Genomic DNA, 14375 nt, shown 5'->3' with positions numbered 1-14375 from the left:
AAATGTCCATGAGCGAAGCAGCCATCCAGCGTCCGGGTTCTGTCAGCCCGCCCATCAGTGCCGAAGCGCTGAAACGGTCCGCATTCCGCAAAGTCATCTGGCGCATGCTGCCGATCCTGACTTTGGCCTACGCCTTCAACTTTCTCGACCGCACCAACATCGGCTTCGCGGCTTTGCAGATGAACCGCGACATAGGCCTGACGGCGACCCAGTTCGGCTGGGGGGCTGGCATCCTCTTCGTCGGCTATTGCGGCTTCGAGGTGCCCAGCAACATGCTGCTCTACCGGTACGGCGCCAGGCTGTGGATCTCCCGGATCATGATATCCTGGGGCCTGCTGTCCTGTGCCATGAGCTTTGTCTCGGGGCCGATCAGTTTCTACCTGCTGCGTTTCGTGCTGGGTGTGGCCGAGGCAGGCTTCTTTCCGGGTATCGCCTATTTCCTGTCCGCCTGGTTCCCGGCCGAGTATCGCGCCCGGATCCTCTCCTGGTTCCTGGTTGCCATTCCGGTGTCCTCCCTGATCGGCGGCCCACTCAGCGGCTTTCTACTGGAAATGGATGGGGCCCTGGGCCTGGCCGGCTGGCAGTGGCTCTTCGTGGTGGAGGGTGCGCCGGCCGCCATCATCGGCATTGTGCTCCTGTTTGTACTGACCGACCGTCCGCAGGACGCCCATTGGCTGACACCCGATGAGCGGCAAGCCATCATTACCAGCATCGAGAGCGAGAAGCGGGATCGCGCTGTCAGCCGGCTGGGCGTGGCGCTGCGCGACATCCGCGTCTGGATGTGCACGGTCGTCTACCTCGGTTTCACCGTCGGTTCCTATGGCATCCAGATCTGGCTGCCGCTCATCCTGAAGGGGCAGGATCTGACCAATATGCAGGTTGGCTGGGTCTCGGCATTGCCCTACCTCGCGGCGAGCATCGGGATGATCCTCTGGGCCCGCTCCGCCGACCGTTCCGGCCGCAAGATCGTCAATCTCACGGCCTGCTGCCTGCTGGGCGCCCTGGGCTTCCTGCTAGCCATCTCGACCGGCCGCTTCGATCTGTCGCTGCTGGGTCTGGCAGCCGCTCTGGTCGGTGTAACATCGGCCCGGGCAATCTTCTGGTCGATCCCCACCCGCTTCCTGACCGGGATCGCCGCAGCGGGCGGGATCGCCTTCATCAACACGGTCGGCACCACGGGGGGCTTCTTCGGTCCGACGATCGTCGGCTGGCTGAAGGACGCGACAGGCTCCTTCGAGGCAGGGCTCCTGGCCATGGCCGGGTTCCTCGCCGTGTCCACGCTGTTCGCCTTCCTGCTCCGGCTGGTGATCCGGGAGGAGTAGGCGCGCGCCAAGCTGAATACAGCCGATCGAGCGATTTTTGCGCCCGGGACAGAAACTCAACAAGCTTACGGAGGAAAACCATGATCGAACGGAGGACGTTCTTGAGCATCACTGCTGGCAGCCTTGCTATCCCCGCCACCTCGTTCGGGCAGCATCCCGGCCGTGGGATGCCTGGCCGAGTGGCCCTCTATGCGAATGTGGGCGCGAACCTCTTTCACTATGAGGTCGATGTCGAAGCGGCCACCCTCACAAAGCGCGGTGTGATCACCTTGCCGGACAGCGTGCAGTATGCTTGGCCGCATCGCTCGGGCAGGTTCCTGTACGTCGCGACCAGCAGCACCGCTCCAGGCAATGGTGCCGCGCCCGGAAACTCGCATCATCTCGTGGCACTCCGGATCGACGAGGGGTCAGGCGCGCTGTCTCCGCATGGGGCACCCGTGACCTTGCCGACGCGGCCTATCCACCTGAGCACGGACATCCCATCGAGAAACATCCTGGTCTCCTTCAACAAGCCAAGTGCGCTACGGATCTACCAGGTGAACGAAGACTTCACGCCTGGAAATGAGATCAAGCAGACCGATCCGATCGATGCGGGCATCTACGCCCACCAGGCGCGGGTGACCCCGGACAATGGGCAGGCTGTTCTGGTCACGCGCGGCAATGAAGGAACCGGTCAGAAGGCAGAGGAGCCCGGCGCCCTTAAGGTATTCGACTACGATGACGGGCGACTCTCGAACGAATTCTCCATCGCTCCCGATGGCGGCCGGAACTTCGGACCGCGCCACGTCGACTTCCACCCGATCAAACCTTGGATCTATCTGTCGATCGAAACGCAGAACCAGGTCGGTCTCCTGCGCATGAGGGACGGGCGGATTCAGCCGGACATCCTGTTCCGTGTCAGCACGCTGGCGCAGCCCGGAAACATCCGTGCCCGTCAGGCTGCGGGTCCCATCCATGTGCACCCCAACGGCCGCTTTCTTTACTGCGCGAACCGCGCCGAACAGACGGAGGAGGTGGGCGGCACCCAGGTCTTCAAGGGTGGCGAGAACAGCATCGTCGTCTATGACATTGACAACCCGACCGGCGAGCCCCGACCCATCCAGCATGTGGAAACGCATGGGATCCACCCGCGCACCTTCCATATCGACCCGAGCGGTCACCTATTGGTTGCCGAGCACAATCTGCCCGTTACGGTGCGGGAGGGTGACCGGTTGAAGACGGTTCATGCCGGACTATCGGTATTCCGTGTTGGAGACGATGGGAGACTGAGCTTCGTCCGGAAGTATGACATCGACGTCAAAAACCAGAGCATGTTCTGGGCAGGCATGGTCGCGCTTTAGCTATTGTCTTCCAGCCTGAAGGATTTGCTGTAGCGATAGGCTCGGTCGGTGCGGATTAGGCTGCGTAAGCCCTGAAGCTCCCCCTGCCCGTCACCTCCCGGACGATCCGGGCCCCCCGCAGCCGGGCCAGGATCAGCAGCGCGCCCTGATGGGTCAGGCCGAGGTCCCTGGCCAGCTGCGGCGCGGTGACGATCGGCCGGCACAGCAGCAGCTCGGCGGCCGCCGGCAGCGAGGAGGAGCGCCGCGTGCCTTCGGTCAGCGCGGCCAGCTTTGCCTGTGCCGCTTCCAGCCGGTCGAGCACCTCCAGCCCGCGCCGGGCGGCGGCGGCCACGCGGGCGAGGAACAGTCCCGGCCAAGCGGCCGGATCCCCGGTGGGTCGCGGCAGCCGCTCCCCCGGCCCGGCCCCGCTCCAGAAGACCAGCGGCACCTGAGCCAGCCGCCGCCGGCGCTTCAGCAGCACGGCGGCCAGGAAGATCGCCTGCTGCGGCTCCGGCCGGGCGACGTCGCCTTCCCCGGCCTCGCGCATCCAGCGGGCCGCGGCCTCGGCGGCGGCGGGCAGCGCCGGCACCCCCTCTCCCGTTTGCAGCCAGCTTCGCCGCCAGGCCGCGACGTCCGGGATCGCGGCGCCGGGCGAGGCGGTGGCCGCGGGCCAGGCGCTGTCGCCCAAGGATCGCAACGCTGCGGCGAGTGTCTCCGCCGCGTCCAGCGGATCGCCCCAAAAGACCGGCAGCCGCGTCAGCAGGCGGGCCAGGGCGAGGGCCTGCTCCACCGGGTGCTCGGCGGCGACCGCGCCCACCTCGCCGTCGCTTCCGCCCCAGGTGGCGGGCATGGCGCGCTCCAGGCGATGGAGGTCGGAGGCGGCGCTCCAGGAGCCGGTGAGGCCGGCGGCACGCAGGGCGAGGTCGTGCGGATGGGTGGGCAGGCCCGCCTGGGTGAGCCAGGAGCTAGCCTCGGCCAGCGCCAGGCGGGCGACCAGACCCTCGCGCAACGCCCCGGAAGCGGCCCCGGCGCGGGCGTCGAGACGTGAGAGGAAGTCCTCGGCCCGGGCGAGTGGCGCCAGCAGCCGGGCGGGATCGGGGGCGGCTGCCGGCGGATGCGGACCGGACCGGCGCGTGGCCCAGGGCGGCGTGCCGCCGTCGTCCGGATCGTCCTCGTCCCAGCCTGCCATGCACCAAACCTCCGCCCGAAGACGCTGGAGGGGACTTCTGGGCTCCCGGTCTTCGTTTCCAGGATACACCGTAAAACAGCGATCTATAAGGTATTCTGAAACTGATAGACGGGTATCACTTGTGTTACTCCGCCGCCCCGCCAAACACCCCAAGCGCCGCGTCGCGCCCCCGCCGCCAGCGCCCGTCCTTCCGTCCGCTAATCCCCATTTGCGGACGGATTGCTTTGCGTCGCGCCCCACCCCCGGCTAGCGTCGCCCCCGATGGACGCCCCGCAGACCCCGGATCCCTGCTGAGAGGGTGGACGCCCCAAGGCGTGGCCGGTTCCGGCGGTCTTCCCGGGCCGCGTCGTCGAGGCTCCCGCGCGGACCGGGGGCGCCCAGCCCCACTGCGCTTCCCCGACCAGCCCGGCGCGCCGGGTGGCAGATCGGGAGCACCAAAGGCGCTTGCGGCCGCGTCCTGACCGGAAGACGCCCGGATGGCGTCAGCCGGTTGAACCAATTGGAAGCGGCGGATCCCCCCTACCTGTAGGCCAGCCGCTTCGACGTACCCTGACGACCGCGGCGGCCGACCACGACTGGCCTCGGCCTGTCGCAATCCGGCGAGCAGTGATGGCACTGCTTGCAGATCAGCTTGCCGCACCGATCGCAGCTCGCGTTCACCCCAATGACCAGCGGGAAGGTGTTGCAGGCGTAGCCGCCCCTTTCGCCCCCGCAGTTGGCGTAGACGGTCCTCACCGCGCCGTCCGCTGTCTTCCCGACCAGCACATGCGGGCCTTGGACGTCAAAATGGACGAAGGAGAGATCCTGCGCCGCGATGCCGCCCCCTGCCTTTCCGAGAAGGTCAAACAGCTCCGCGATGGAGTCGGTCGGATCGTGCAGACCGCCGCACTGGCTTTCCTCAAGGTCGATGGCGACCTCGTACGGGCTGTCTGCACGGCCTTCCTGGACTGCGTGCGGGAAAGCGCGGCCGAACACGACGGTGGAGACGGCCGGGTGCTGCCGCAGGCGGTGCCTGCTCTGGATCCTCTCCGACAGCGATCCGAAGATGCTGCCGGGCTTGAGGGGCCGCTCGTAACGGCTGAACCCTTCGAAGGTAACGATGTCGCGGAGAAATCGGATGAACTCCGCATGCCTGCCGCCCTTCCTGCAACGCGCCATGAACTCCGAGATGGCGAACATGGCAATGGTGGCTTTGGAGTAGCCAGCGCCTTCGATCAATGTCGAGAACCGGTCAACGATGCTCTTCCGCTCATCGTCCAGCGCTTCGTAGAGGGCGGCCTCCTTCTCCCGGCCGCACGCGATGGCGGCGGCGAGGGTGGTCTCCGGCCATCCTGCGAAGGTTCGCGCCAAGTCAAACAGCAGCTCGTAATCCGGGGCGACGCCGGGTAGCTCGAACGCCCATGCGGGCAGCTTGTCGTCATGGAACTGGAGGGTCACGGCGTGTTTGCGGCCCGGCATCTCGTTGATCGCCGCCTTGACCTTCTCGATATCGGCGAGCTGAATGACGCCGAGGAAAACTTGGTGCGCCCTCACCGGCCTCCAATGCTCCGTCGCCACGCCAGCGATGGCGACGTCACGGCCAGCGACGCGCTTGAAGTCCTTGACGTACGGGTGTGGGCATCCCCGTCCGTACTGCAGATGGTTCTTCACATCCAGATGGTGGCCGTTCGCCACGATGTCGCAGCGTTGCCATAGGCCGGACGGGCTCTTCAGCTGCGTGAGGGATACGTCCTCGGCCGGGCACCCGTACACCTTCGGGATGAACTCCAGGACGAGCCGCTCGGCCAGTCGGGCGTATGCCATGCGCTTGATGATGTTCTTGGCTCTCTCCGGCTGACCTGGTGGGAGGCCTAGGCCGTGCGACCAGATCCCGATCAACCGTTCGTCGTCGTCGCTGAGACCGCGAACCGAGGACAACACGTACTCCCCGGGGGCTTCCGTCACTGAAACCGATTCCTCGGCCCGTGCGGCGTCTTCGACGAGTTCCGGGCGGATCGCGTGAAGGTTGAACTTCTTGAGCGGGGCCGAATGCGACAGGGCGCCGTGGTAGGGCTCCGCATGGGAGTCTCTGACGGCCATGAATGCTTCGACCTTTCCAACGAGGTCGCGGAGAAGGGCCTCATCCCTGCAGTAGCGATGGTGCCAGAGTGCCTCCTCTTCGACCCAGGTAAGGCGCTCCAGGCGTTCCGCATGGAGGTTCGCCGCCACAACGCGGCGCTTCCTCCCCGCGGTGAACATTTCGACGTCGGTGACCTTCACGAGGATCGCCTGGCTCTCCTCGTTCAGGAGGAGGTCATAGCGCTCGTCCGGCTTCGGCTGAGGAACGTCGGAGGTGGGCGGCGGGCTCCACAGCAGTTTCCTCAGCCTGTCGAGCAACGCCCCACTCATCCGATACTCGCCTCCCACGGCCCCAACCTTGTTCGATAGAGGTCCCGCCCCCCGGCGCCAAGCGCCCGATCCGCTCCTTGGCCCGGCGCGGCACCCGTCAAAGAAAACCTTCGCCCGCATGGTCGTCGAACAACTTGGCCCTCCTTACGTATTCGGACAGAACGGGTTCGTGCAGACCCGAGCAACCCAGCAGCTCAAACATGCTGAATTTCGGCAAGCGTGGATTAACGCTCTTCGCGAGGAGATGGCTCGCTTCTTACTCCTCGCAGTTCAGACCTCCACTGGTGCGAAGAAGAAGTCCGAAGCCATTCATTCGATGGCGATGATCCTCATGCGCATGAACCGTACCGACAAGCACTACGACGAGCTGGTCGAGAACATGGTGGGCTCCCGGGGCGCCACACTGGGCTCCGCCACGATCGGCACGAATGCGGGAGGCGTGTTGTGCCGCATCTCCCGCCGCCAGGTGAACACCTGTTGGGAGCAGACCTGCCAACGACGCGCCACCTCGGCGATGACGGCGCCGGGTGCGAGCGTCTCTGCGACGATCCGTGCCTTGGCTTCCTCCGACCACCGCCGGCGGCGCCCGGGCCCTGTCAGCACCTCTACACGGCGGTATCCGCGGCCACTCGCGTCATCGCTAACGTCGACCATAATGTCGGCTCGAAGCTCCCCACCTGAAGGCAAGGCAGCACAGCATCGGCACGCTCGGGAAGAAGGGCACCCAGGCAGCGCTTACGTTAGATCGTCGACATCGCCGTTGCGATGCCCGGTCTTCCGCGATCGCATCACGTACCAGCGGACTGAGCGGCGCCGGTGCCTTTGTCGGATGTCTCGCGAAGTGCGCGGCGCAACCGCAGACCGAGCAAAATCATCATGGCTCCGAAGAAGGCGGCGTAGAAGCCGAGAAGCCAGCCGAGAGCAAGGAAGCTTTCAAGCGGTCGCGTCAGCAGCATCCAGGTCACGGCTACACCCAATGCGACCGAGATGATGCCGCTCAGGATGAGCCAGATTTCGCCCTTGATTTCCTTGCGCAGGCGGATGGCCGCCAAGATCTCTGTGACGCCGGAGGATACCGACCAGAAGGCGATACTGACCCAAAGGAATGTCGCCAACACCAGCGCCGCAAGGAAGGGCGAGACGACCACGACGGCGCCTGTCGCTATCCCCAGAATGCCGCTGAACATCAGCCATACCCAGCGATCGCCCTTGCGGATATTTCGTATCGCGGCGATGAGGCCGAACACGCCGTCGGCGAAGGCGAAAGCGCCGAAAACCAGCGTCAGCGCCAGAAGCGATTCTCCAGGCATGAGGAAGGCGAGTAGCGCTAGCACAAGTGCGAGCACACCGCGCAGCACGAAGGCCCACCAGTTCTGGGGCAGCGTGCTCAGCATGTCCTGCATCGCGCCGGACGGATTTTCAGTGCTGGTCTTCATTGGCTTGTCTCCTGTCTGGAACTCAAGTCATATGTCAAAGTCGGCAATCCAACTTGCCCCTGCGCGGACCGGTTTGCTGCTCTCAAAAATCGAAAAGCGACCGGCATCAAGGTTTACCCTTGGTGGGGCCGACAGTGATGCCGGTCCAGGCTGGGGGATCCGAGGCCGGGAAGGATTCTAGATCGGCTTCAAGCACCGGATCGAATTCGGCCTGTTCTTGCGACGACAGGTCCACCGTGCCTTCTTGCTCGACCGCGCGCCGGAGGCGGTGATCCGAGCGATCGTGATCCACGCGGGACGTTATGCGAAAGGCGTTCGGGGCGTCGGCTCCCTTGTAGAGGCGATGCCGCTCCTCTCCCCGCCAGCGGTCAGGCGCATGCCGGTGAGCCACGTCCTCACGCACGAAATAGCGCCAGTCCTGCCGCTCCGCGAATTCCACGGCGCTTTCGCGGTCGGGAAATTTCAGCCGGATCGAACGATAGGGATCGTTGCTGGAGGTATATCCCATCAGCGGCTCGACCTGCAGGGGTCGAGACGGCTCGAATTCCAGTAGCCAGTAGTTGGGCCGCGGCGCCGATGTCATCGCGGAACGAGACGGCCGGTAGATGATCGCGGTCGGAACGTCCCATGACCTCATGTTGGTCCCGGGTATCGTCGGCGGAAAGGGTGGACGATTGTGACCGCGCATCATGGTGCTTCCCCTCGGTTGTCCCCCAGAAAAGCGCGTTCCAGCCGAGCGCGATCCCGCAGGGGCTGTGGAATTCGCAACCTTCTCTGATGAGCACTCTTAAAAAGCGCATGAGCGGTATCGGAAGACTGACCTGAGTCACGCAGTTTATCGCGAAGATAATCGCGCGCCGACTGGACGATCCGGGTCACGTCGTCTTCGGGAATGCCGAGAACGGAGGAGGCTGTTTCAAGCGGGGTGTCGTTCAGATCGACAAGAAACAGGACCCTGCGCCAAAGCGCCGGCAGACCGGCGATCGCCCGGTGCAAGAGCAGTGCGTCCTGCCGTTTAGCGACCGCCCTTTCGGGGTCGTCCCCACCGTCGTCGGCGACGAGTTCCTCGAGCAGCAGCACGTCGTCGGGCTGGTAGAACTCGAACATCTCCTCATCCGACTCGGTAGGCTCCCTGGCCGGCGCCTCGGGCGCCGCGTCGATCGAGGCGGCATCCTCGGGCACCGCGCGGCGCGCAGCCTGCGCCTCGGTCTCGATGGTCTCGAAGGCCAGTTCCGTCAGCCAGTCCCGGACGGAGAATTCGGTCGGCCGCCCCTCGAAGCAGTTGAGCCCGTTGAGGATCGTCGCATCGACGATATCGCGAACGCTCAGGTAGCCTGCCGGCACAGACCCGCTACACTCGAGATAGGTCAACTCGCGCCTGACGGTGTCGTAGACCGTATCGAGATGATCCTCGATTAGGTCGAAGAAGAGTTGGCGCCGGTCCGCTTCCGCCGCATCCCGCGCGGACGGCAGCGGGGCGCCGATCCGGCGCCGGCGGGCGGGACGCTTGTATTCAGACTCGTGCTTGAGGCGCGCCACATGCCGGTCAACCCGCTGGCGCAGGTCGGCAAAGGCTTTGCGCAGGACAGGCTCGATCTCGAACCCCTCTTCCTGCGCCGCGATCACGCCCGAGGGCAGTTGCAGGCGCAGGCTGACCTGGATGCGCGTCTTGCCCCTCGTCTGGGAGGCGACGACTTCGAGCCGGACGAGATCCTCGCTGAAGCGTACAAGATGAGGTTCAAGTTGCCGCACCTCTTCCTCGATGACCTCAGGCGCGCGCTGTTGCCCGTGCCGGTCAAGATTGCGAAATGTTCTGATGACTTTCATGCCGTGGATCCTTCCTGTAACCCTCCGACGAAATGGCCCGGCGCGACCGTCATCGCGCCGGGCCAGTCCTTCGCAACGTCACCCGGCGGATTTGTCATCCTTGGACGGCGCCTCACCCTTGGCGTCGACCGGGACGTCGGGCGTCGGAGCGTCCGCCTTGTTTTCGGCACCTTCGCTGGACTCGTCGATCCCGGCCTGGGCCTGATCGTCCGGGCTGTCATCACCGGTGTCCCTTGCGATCTTTTCGAACACGACCTTCTGTTCGTCCGCTGACCAAGCGACGCGGACCTTGTCGCCATCCTCGATCCGCCCCGAGAGCATTTCGCGAGCCAACTCGGTCTCCAACTCCGACCGGATCAGCCGGCGCAGCTCGCGGGCGCCGAATTCGGGACGGAAGCCGACCTCGCCGAAGTGATCCACGACGCTCACATCGAATTCGAGTTCGATGCCCTGGCCGAGGGCGGTCCGTTTCACCCGGTTCAGCTGCAACTCGACGATCTGGCGGATCTCCGACTGGTTCAGCGAATGGAAGACGATGATCTCGTCGATCCGGTTGATGAACTCTGGCCGGAAATGACCGCGCAACACCTCCATCAGTTCGGACTTCTGCTTTGCCTCGTCGAACTCCTTGGTGCCGCGTCTCTTGAGGTTGCGCTGGATGATGTCCGAACCGAGGTTCGAGGTGGCGATGATGATGGTGTTAGTGAAGTCCACCGCGCGGCCCTTGCCATCTGTCAGGCGGCCATCGTCGAACACCTGAAGCAGGATGTTGTAGACATCCGGATGCGCCTTTTCGATCTCGTCGAGGAGCACGACCGAGTAGGGCCGACGGCGCACCTTCTCCGTCAGTTGCCCGCCTTCGTCGTATCCGACGTAGCCCGGAGGTGCGCCAACCAGCCGGGCAACCGAGTGGCGCTCGCCATACTCCGACATGTCGATACGGATCATCGCATCCTGGTCGCCGAAGATCACCTCGGCGAGGGTCTTGGCCAGTTCCGTCTTGCCAACCCCGGTTGGTCCGAGAAACAGGAAGGTCGCAGTCGGACCGGAACCTTCGCGCAGACCCGCACGCGCCAGGCGTACCGCATCGGCCACGGCGCGGATCGCTTCTTCCTGGCCGATGACGCGCTCGTGCAGCTTCTCCTCGAGCTTGAGGAGCTTGTCCTTCTCCTCGGCGGTCAGCTCCGTGACCGGAACACCGGTGATCTTGGAGACGATCTGCGCGACATGATCGGCGCGCACCTCGGCGGTCGCCGAAGCCTGGTCGCGCTTCCAGATCTCCAGAAGCTCGTCAAGCTCCTTCTGCTTCTGCTCGAGTTCCTTCTTCAGTTCCGCTGCCCGGTCGAATTGCTTGCGGGCTGCGGCATAGTCCTGCTCGCGCTTGATCTGCGCGGCTTCGGCCTCCAGCTCCTGGACGTCCACAGGGCGCGCTGTGGCGCTGATCTTCACCCGTGCGGCTGCCTGATCGATCAGGTCGATCGCCTTGTCGGGCATGAAGCGGCCAGTGATGTAGCGATCAGAAAGCTCGGCCGCCGCGACGATGGCCTCGTCGGTGATCGTCACCTTGTGGTGCGCCTCCAGCGTGTCGCGCAGGCCGCGCAGGATCATGATGACCTGAGCTACCGTGGGTTCCTCGACATAAACCGGCTGGAACCGTCGCTCGAGCGCCGCGTCCTTCTCGATGTATTTCTGGTACTCGTTGAGCGTCGTCGCACCGATCAGGTTCAGCTCCCCCCGCGCCAGCGCCGGCTTGAAGGTGTTGGCGATGTCGAGACCACCTTCGCCACCGCCCTGGCCGGCGCCGACGATGGTGTGGATCTCGTCGATGAACAAGATCAGGCTGTCCTTCTCCTCGGTGATCTCCTTGAGGATCTTCTGGACTCGCTCCTCGAACTCGCCGCGATACTTCGACCCGGCCACCATCGAGTTGATGTTGAGTTCGACCAGCCGCTTGTCGCGCAGCGCCTCGGGCACTTCGCCCGCAACGATCCGTTGCGCAAGTCCCTCGACAATGGCGGTCTTGCCCACGCCAGGCTCGCCGATCAGCACCGGGTTGTTCTTTTTCCGGCGGGCCAGCACTTCGATCGTCGTCTCGATCTCGCGGGCGCGGCCGATGACGGGATCGAGCTTACCCTCGCGGGCGAGCTTGGTGAGGTCACGGCTGAACTGGTCGAGATCGGGCGTGCTGGAAGGCGCCGCCACGCGGCCTTCCTCGGCTCCCTTACCCACGACCTTGGTCACCTGCTGGCGAAGCGCCTGCGGCGTCAATCCGTATTTTCGCAGGATCGACGCGGCCAGGCCCTCACCTTCCTCGGCAAGGCCGATCAGCAGGTGCTCGGGACCGACATAGGAATGGCCGAGTTCGTTCGAGGCGATGAAAGCCCGGTTCAACGCGTCCTTCAGGCGGGGACTGACGCCGATTTCGCTCCCCGTCTTTGCCTCTCCACGCTTCGCTTCCTTCTCGATCTGGCGCCGCAGATCGTCCACATCGACTTTGAACTGTTCCAGGATCGTCTTGACGACGTCAGACGAGGTCAATGCCAGAAGGAGATGTTCAGTATCGACCTCGCTGCGCCCGAATTCCCCTGCCTTCTGTGCGGCATTCTGCAGCAGCTTGTTGCCCTGTTCGCTCAGCCGGTCGGCGATGGTGCGTCCGCCGCCGCGCCGCGATCCACGCCGCGGCGCGCCCTTGCCGAAAGTGGCGTCGACGACAGCGTCATCGCCGTCACCCATGGAGCCGAGCGTGCCGCCTCCCAGCGGACTGTCACCAAAGAGGCTGCCGAAACCGTTCTCGCCAAAGAATTCGTCAAGAAGGGAACTCCGTCCGAATAGGGACTCTAGGGGCGAGGCGCTACGGCCCGACCGGCGCGCCATTTCGCGGTAGTGCTGATCGCACAGCTCCATGTTCTGAACCCTGCCGTTCACCGAGGCGCGCACGCGCGCTGTCGCCGGGCGACCGCAAATATCGCAAGCTCCGTTTGCCATTTCTCTTCTCCGTCCTTTTTATCCAGTTAGGGTTGTCCGCCAATCATCTGCACAAGTGACAGTGTTACGCAGCGACCGCTTCTGTTCTTTTCACCTTGGACCCGATTGCCACCAGATCGGTCTCGTCCAGTGTCTCTCGTTGCAAGAGGTCCTGCGCCGATTGCTCAAGAAGATCCCGATTGCTTTCAAGAAGGGTGAGGGTGCGCTTGAACACGCCATCCACGATGTCGCGCACCTTCGCGTCTATCCGCTCAGCAGTGGCGTCGCTGTAGCGGCGGTTCAGCCAGGACGACTGGTCGCCGCTGCCGAGAAAACCGGGCCGATCGGTGTCGTAGCTGACATGCCCGAGGTCTTCGTCCATCCCGTACGGTACGACCATGGCGCGGGCAATATCGCTGGCCTTGACCAGATCGTCCGCTGCCCCAGTCGAGAGGTGGTCGTAGATGATCTTCTCGGCCGCGCGCCCGCCGAGCAGCACGGCGATCTTGTTCTCGAGTTCCTCCCGCGTCATCAGGAAGCGGTCCTCGGTCGGGCGCTGGATCGTGTAGCCGAGCGCGCCAATCCCGCGCGGGATGATCGAGACTTTGTGCACCGGATCCACCCCCGGCAGAGCCATCGCCACCAGCGCGTGCCCCATCTCGTGATGCGCCACGATCTCGCGCTCGCGCGGGTTCAGAACGCGGTTCTTCTTTTCCAACCCGGCGATGATGCGTTCTACGGCATTGTTGAAGTCGTCCATCGTCACCGCATCTGCCTTGCGGCGCGTGGCGAGCAATGCTGCCTCGTTGACGAGATTGGCAAGATCCGCTCCAGAAAAGCCGGGAGTAAGCGCTGCGACCTTATCGGCATCGACGTCCGCGGCGAGCTTCACCTTTTTCATGTGAACGCCAAGAATCTGCACTCGTCCCTTCTTGTCAGGCCGATCCACCAACACCTGCCGGTCGAAGCGGCCCGCGCGGAGAAGCGCGGGGTCGAGGATCTCGGGCCGGTTGGTGGCGGCCAAGAGCACGATGCCCACCGAAGGGTCGAAGCCATCGAGCTCGGTCAGAAGCTGGTTCAGCGTCTGCTCACGCTCATCATGGCCACCGGCGATCTGGCCGGAGGAGCGCGCCCTCCCAAGAGCGTCGAGTTCGTCGATGAAGATGATCGCCGGGGCGGATTTCCGGGCCTGCTCGAACAAGTCGCGCACCCGAGCGGCACCGACGCCCACGAACATCTCGACGAACTCTGATCCCGAGATCGAAAAGAAGGTCACGCCCGCCTCACCCGCCACCGCGCGCGCGAGAAGCGTCTTGCCGGTGCCCGGCGGCCCAACGAGCAATATGCCTTTGGGGATATGTGCGCCCAGCTTTCCGTATTCTGCCGGGGTCTTGAGGAACTCCACGACCTCCTCCAACTCGGCCTTAGCCTCGTCCACGCCGGCCACGTCGGCGAAACTGACGCCGGTTTCCTTTTCCATGTAAACTTTGGCCTTGCTGCGGCCGACCTGCATGAACCCGCCGAAACCCTGCTTGTCGGCGAACTTCCGGAACAGCAGCATCCAGATTCCGAAGAAGACAAGCGCTGGCGCTACCCAGGAAATCAGCGTGCCGAGAAAAGTGTTCTGCGGAACGCCAGTTATCTCGATACCTGACCGGTCTATCCGTTCCAGGATTGCGGGATTCACAACGGTCGTCACGAACTGCTTCTTGCCGTCGACGGGTTCGGCGAAGGTGCCTGTGATAGTGTCTGACCCGACCGCGACAGAAGAAATTTTCCCGTCAGCGAGATACTTCTCGAACTGGCTGTAGCTAATGGGAGCGACGGATTGCCAGCCAGCGATCAGGTTCTGGATAAAAAGCACGGCTATGACAGCCGCCACCCAATACCAGATGTTGTATTCGGTCTTCCTTTCCATACAGATTCGCGC

General features: G+C 64.2%; 10 protein-coding genes. 2 read left to right on the top strand and 8 right to left on the bottom strand.

What is annotated here, in order from left to right:
• Positions 1–2 precede the first annotated feature (2 nt).
• Both RGI145_RS23690 and RGI145_RS23685 read left to right on the top strand, forming a co-directional pair.
• Positions 3–1322 carry an MFS transporter gene (locus RGI145_RS23690; RefSeq protein WP_075800976.1) on the top strand — a complete coding sequence of 440 codons (1320 nt, stop codon included), beginning with the start codon at positions 3–5 and terminating at the stop codon, positions 1320–1322.
• Positions 1323–1423: 101 nt separating this feature from the next.
• Positions 1424–2662: a lactonase family protein gene (locus tag RGI145_RS23685; protein WP_167668426.1), complete on the top strand. Its 1239-nt coding sequence runs from the start codon at positions 1424–1426 to the stop codon at positions 2660–2662.
• 55 nt (positions 2663–2717) lie between these two features.
• Here RGI145_RS23685 and RGI145_RS23680 read toward each other — a convergent pair whose 3' ends face one another.
• From RGI145_RS23680 to ftsH, 8 genes are all read right to left on the bottom strand, one after another.
• Positions 2718–3830, bottom strand: coding sequence for a helix-turn-helix domain-containing protein (locus RGI145_RS23680; RefSeq protein WP_075800974.1), 1113 nt, complete (start codon positions 3828–3830; stop codon positions 2718–2720).
• A gap of 519 nt (positions 3831–4349) precedes the next feature.
• Positions 4350–6206 carry a hypothetical protein gene (locus tag RGI145_RS23675; RefSeq protein ID WP_156878768.1) on the bottom strand — a complete coding sequence of 619 codons (1857 nt, stop codon included), beginning with the start codon at positions 6204–6206 and terminating at the stop codon, positions 4350–4352.
• A gap of 369 nt (positions 6207–6575) precedes the next feature.
• Positions 6576–6821 carry an IS66-like element accessory protein TnpA gene (gene tnpA, locus RGI145_RS23670; protein ID WP_237183363.1) on the bottom strand — a complete coding sequence of 82 codons (246 nt, stop codon included), beginning with the start codon at positions 6819–6821 and terminating at the stop codon, positions 6576–6578.
• A 185-nt stretch (positions 6822–7006) separates the two neighbouring features.
• The gene (locus RGI145_RS23665) at positions 7007–7654 is read right to left on the bottom strand and encodes an HdeD family acid-resistance protein (RefSeq protein ID WP_075800971.1); all 648 of its coding nucleotides are present in this window, start codon (positions 7652–7654) and stop codon (positions 7007–7009) included.
• Between the two features lie 106 nt (positions 7655–7760).
• On the bottom strand, positions 7761–8291 hold the full coding sequence (locus RGI145_RS23660) for an NADH dehydrogenase ubiquinone Fe-S protein 4 (RefSeq protein WP_083671520.1): 531 nt from the start codon (positions 8289–8291) through the stop codon (positions 7761–7763).
• 50 nt (positions 8292–8341) lie between these two features.
• A complete protein-coding gene (locus RGI145_RS23655) occupies positions 8342–9481 on the bottom strand; it encodes an RNA polymerase sigma factor (RefSeq protein WP_075800969.1) in 1140 nt (379 codons plus the stop codon).
• Between the two features lie 78 nt (positions 9482–9559).
• On the bottom strand, positions 9560–12466 hold the full coding sequence (locus tag RGI145_RS23650) for an ATP-dependent Clp protease ATP-binding subunit (protein WP_075800968.1): 2907 nt from the start codon (positions 12464–12466) through the stop codon (positions 9560–9562).
• A gap of 64 nt (positions 12467–12530) precedes the next feature.
• Entirely contained in the window at positions 12531–14363 is a 1833-nt protein-coding gene (ftsH, locus tag RGI145_RS23645; RefSeq protein ID WP_075800967.1) for an ATP-dependent zinc metalloprotease FtsH, read from the bottom strand.
• Positions 14364–14375: the final 12 nt, after the last annotated feature.

Origin of the sequence: Roseomonas gilardii (assembly GCF_001941945.1) — a bacterium.
In the GTDB taxonomy this organism is placed as follows: Bacteria; Pseudomonadota; Alphaproteobacteria; order Acetobacterales; family Acetobacteraceae; genus Roseomonas.
This window is presented reverse-complemented; position numbering and strand designations above follow the sequence as displayed.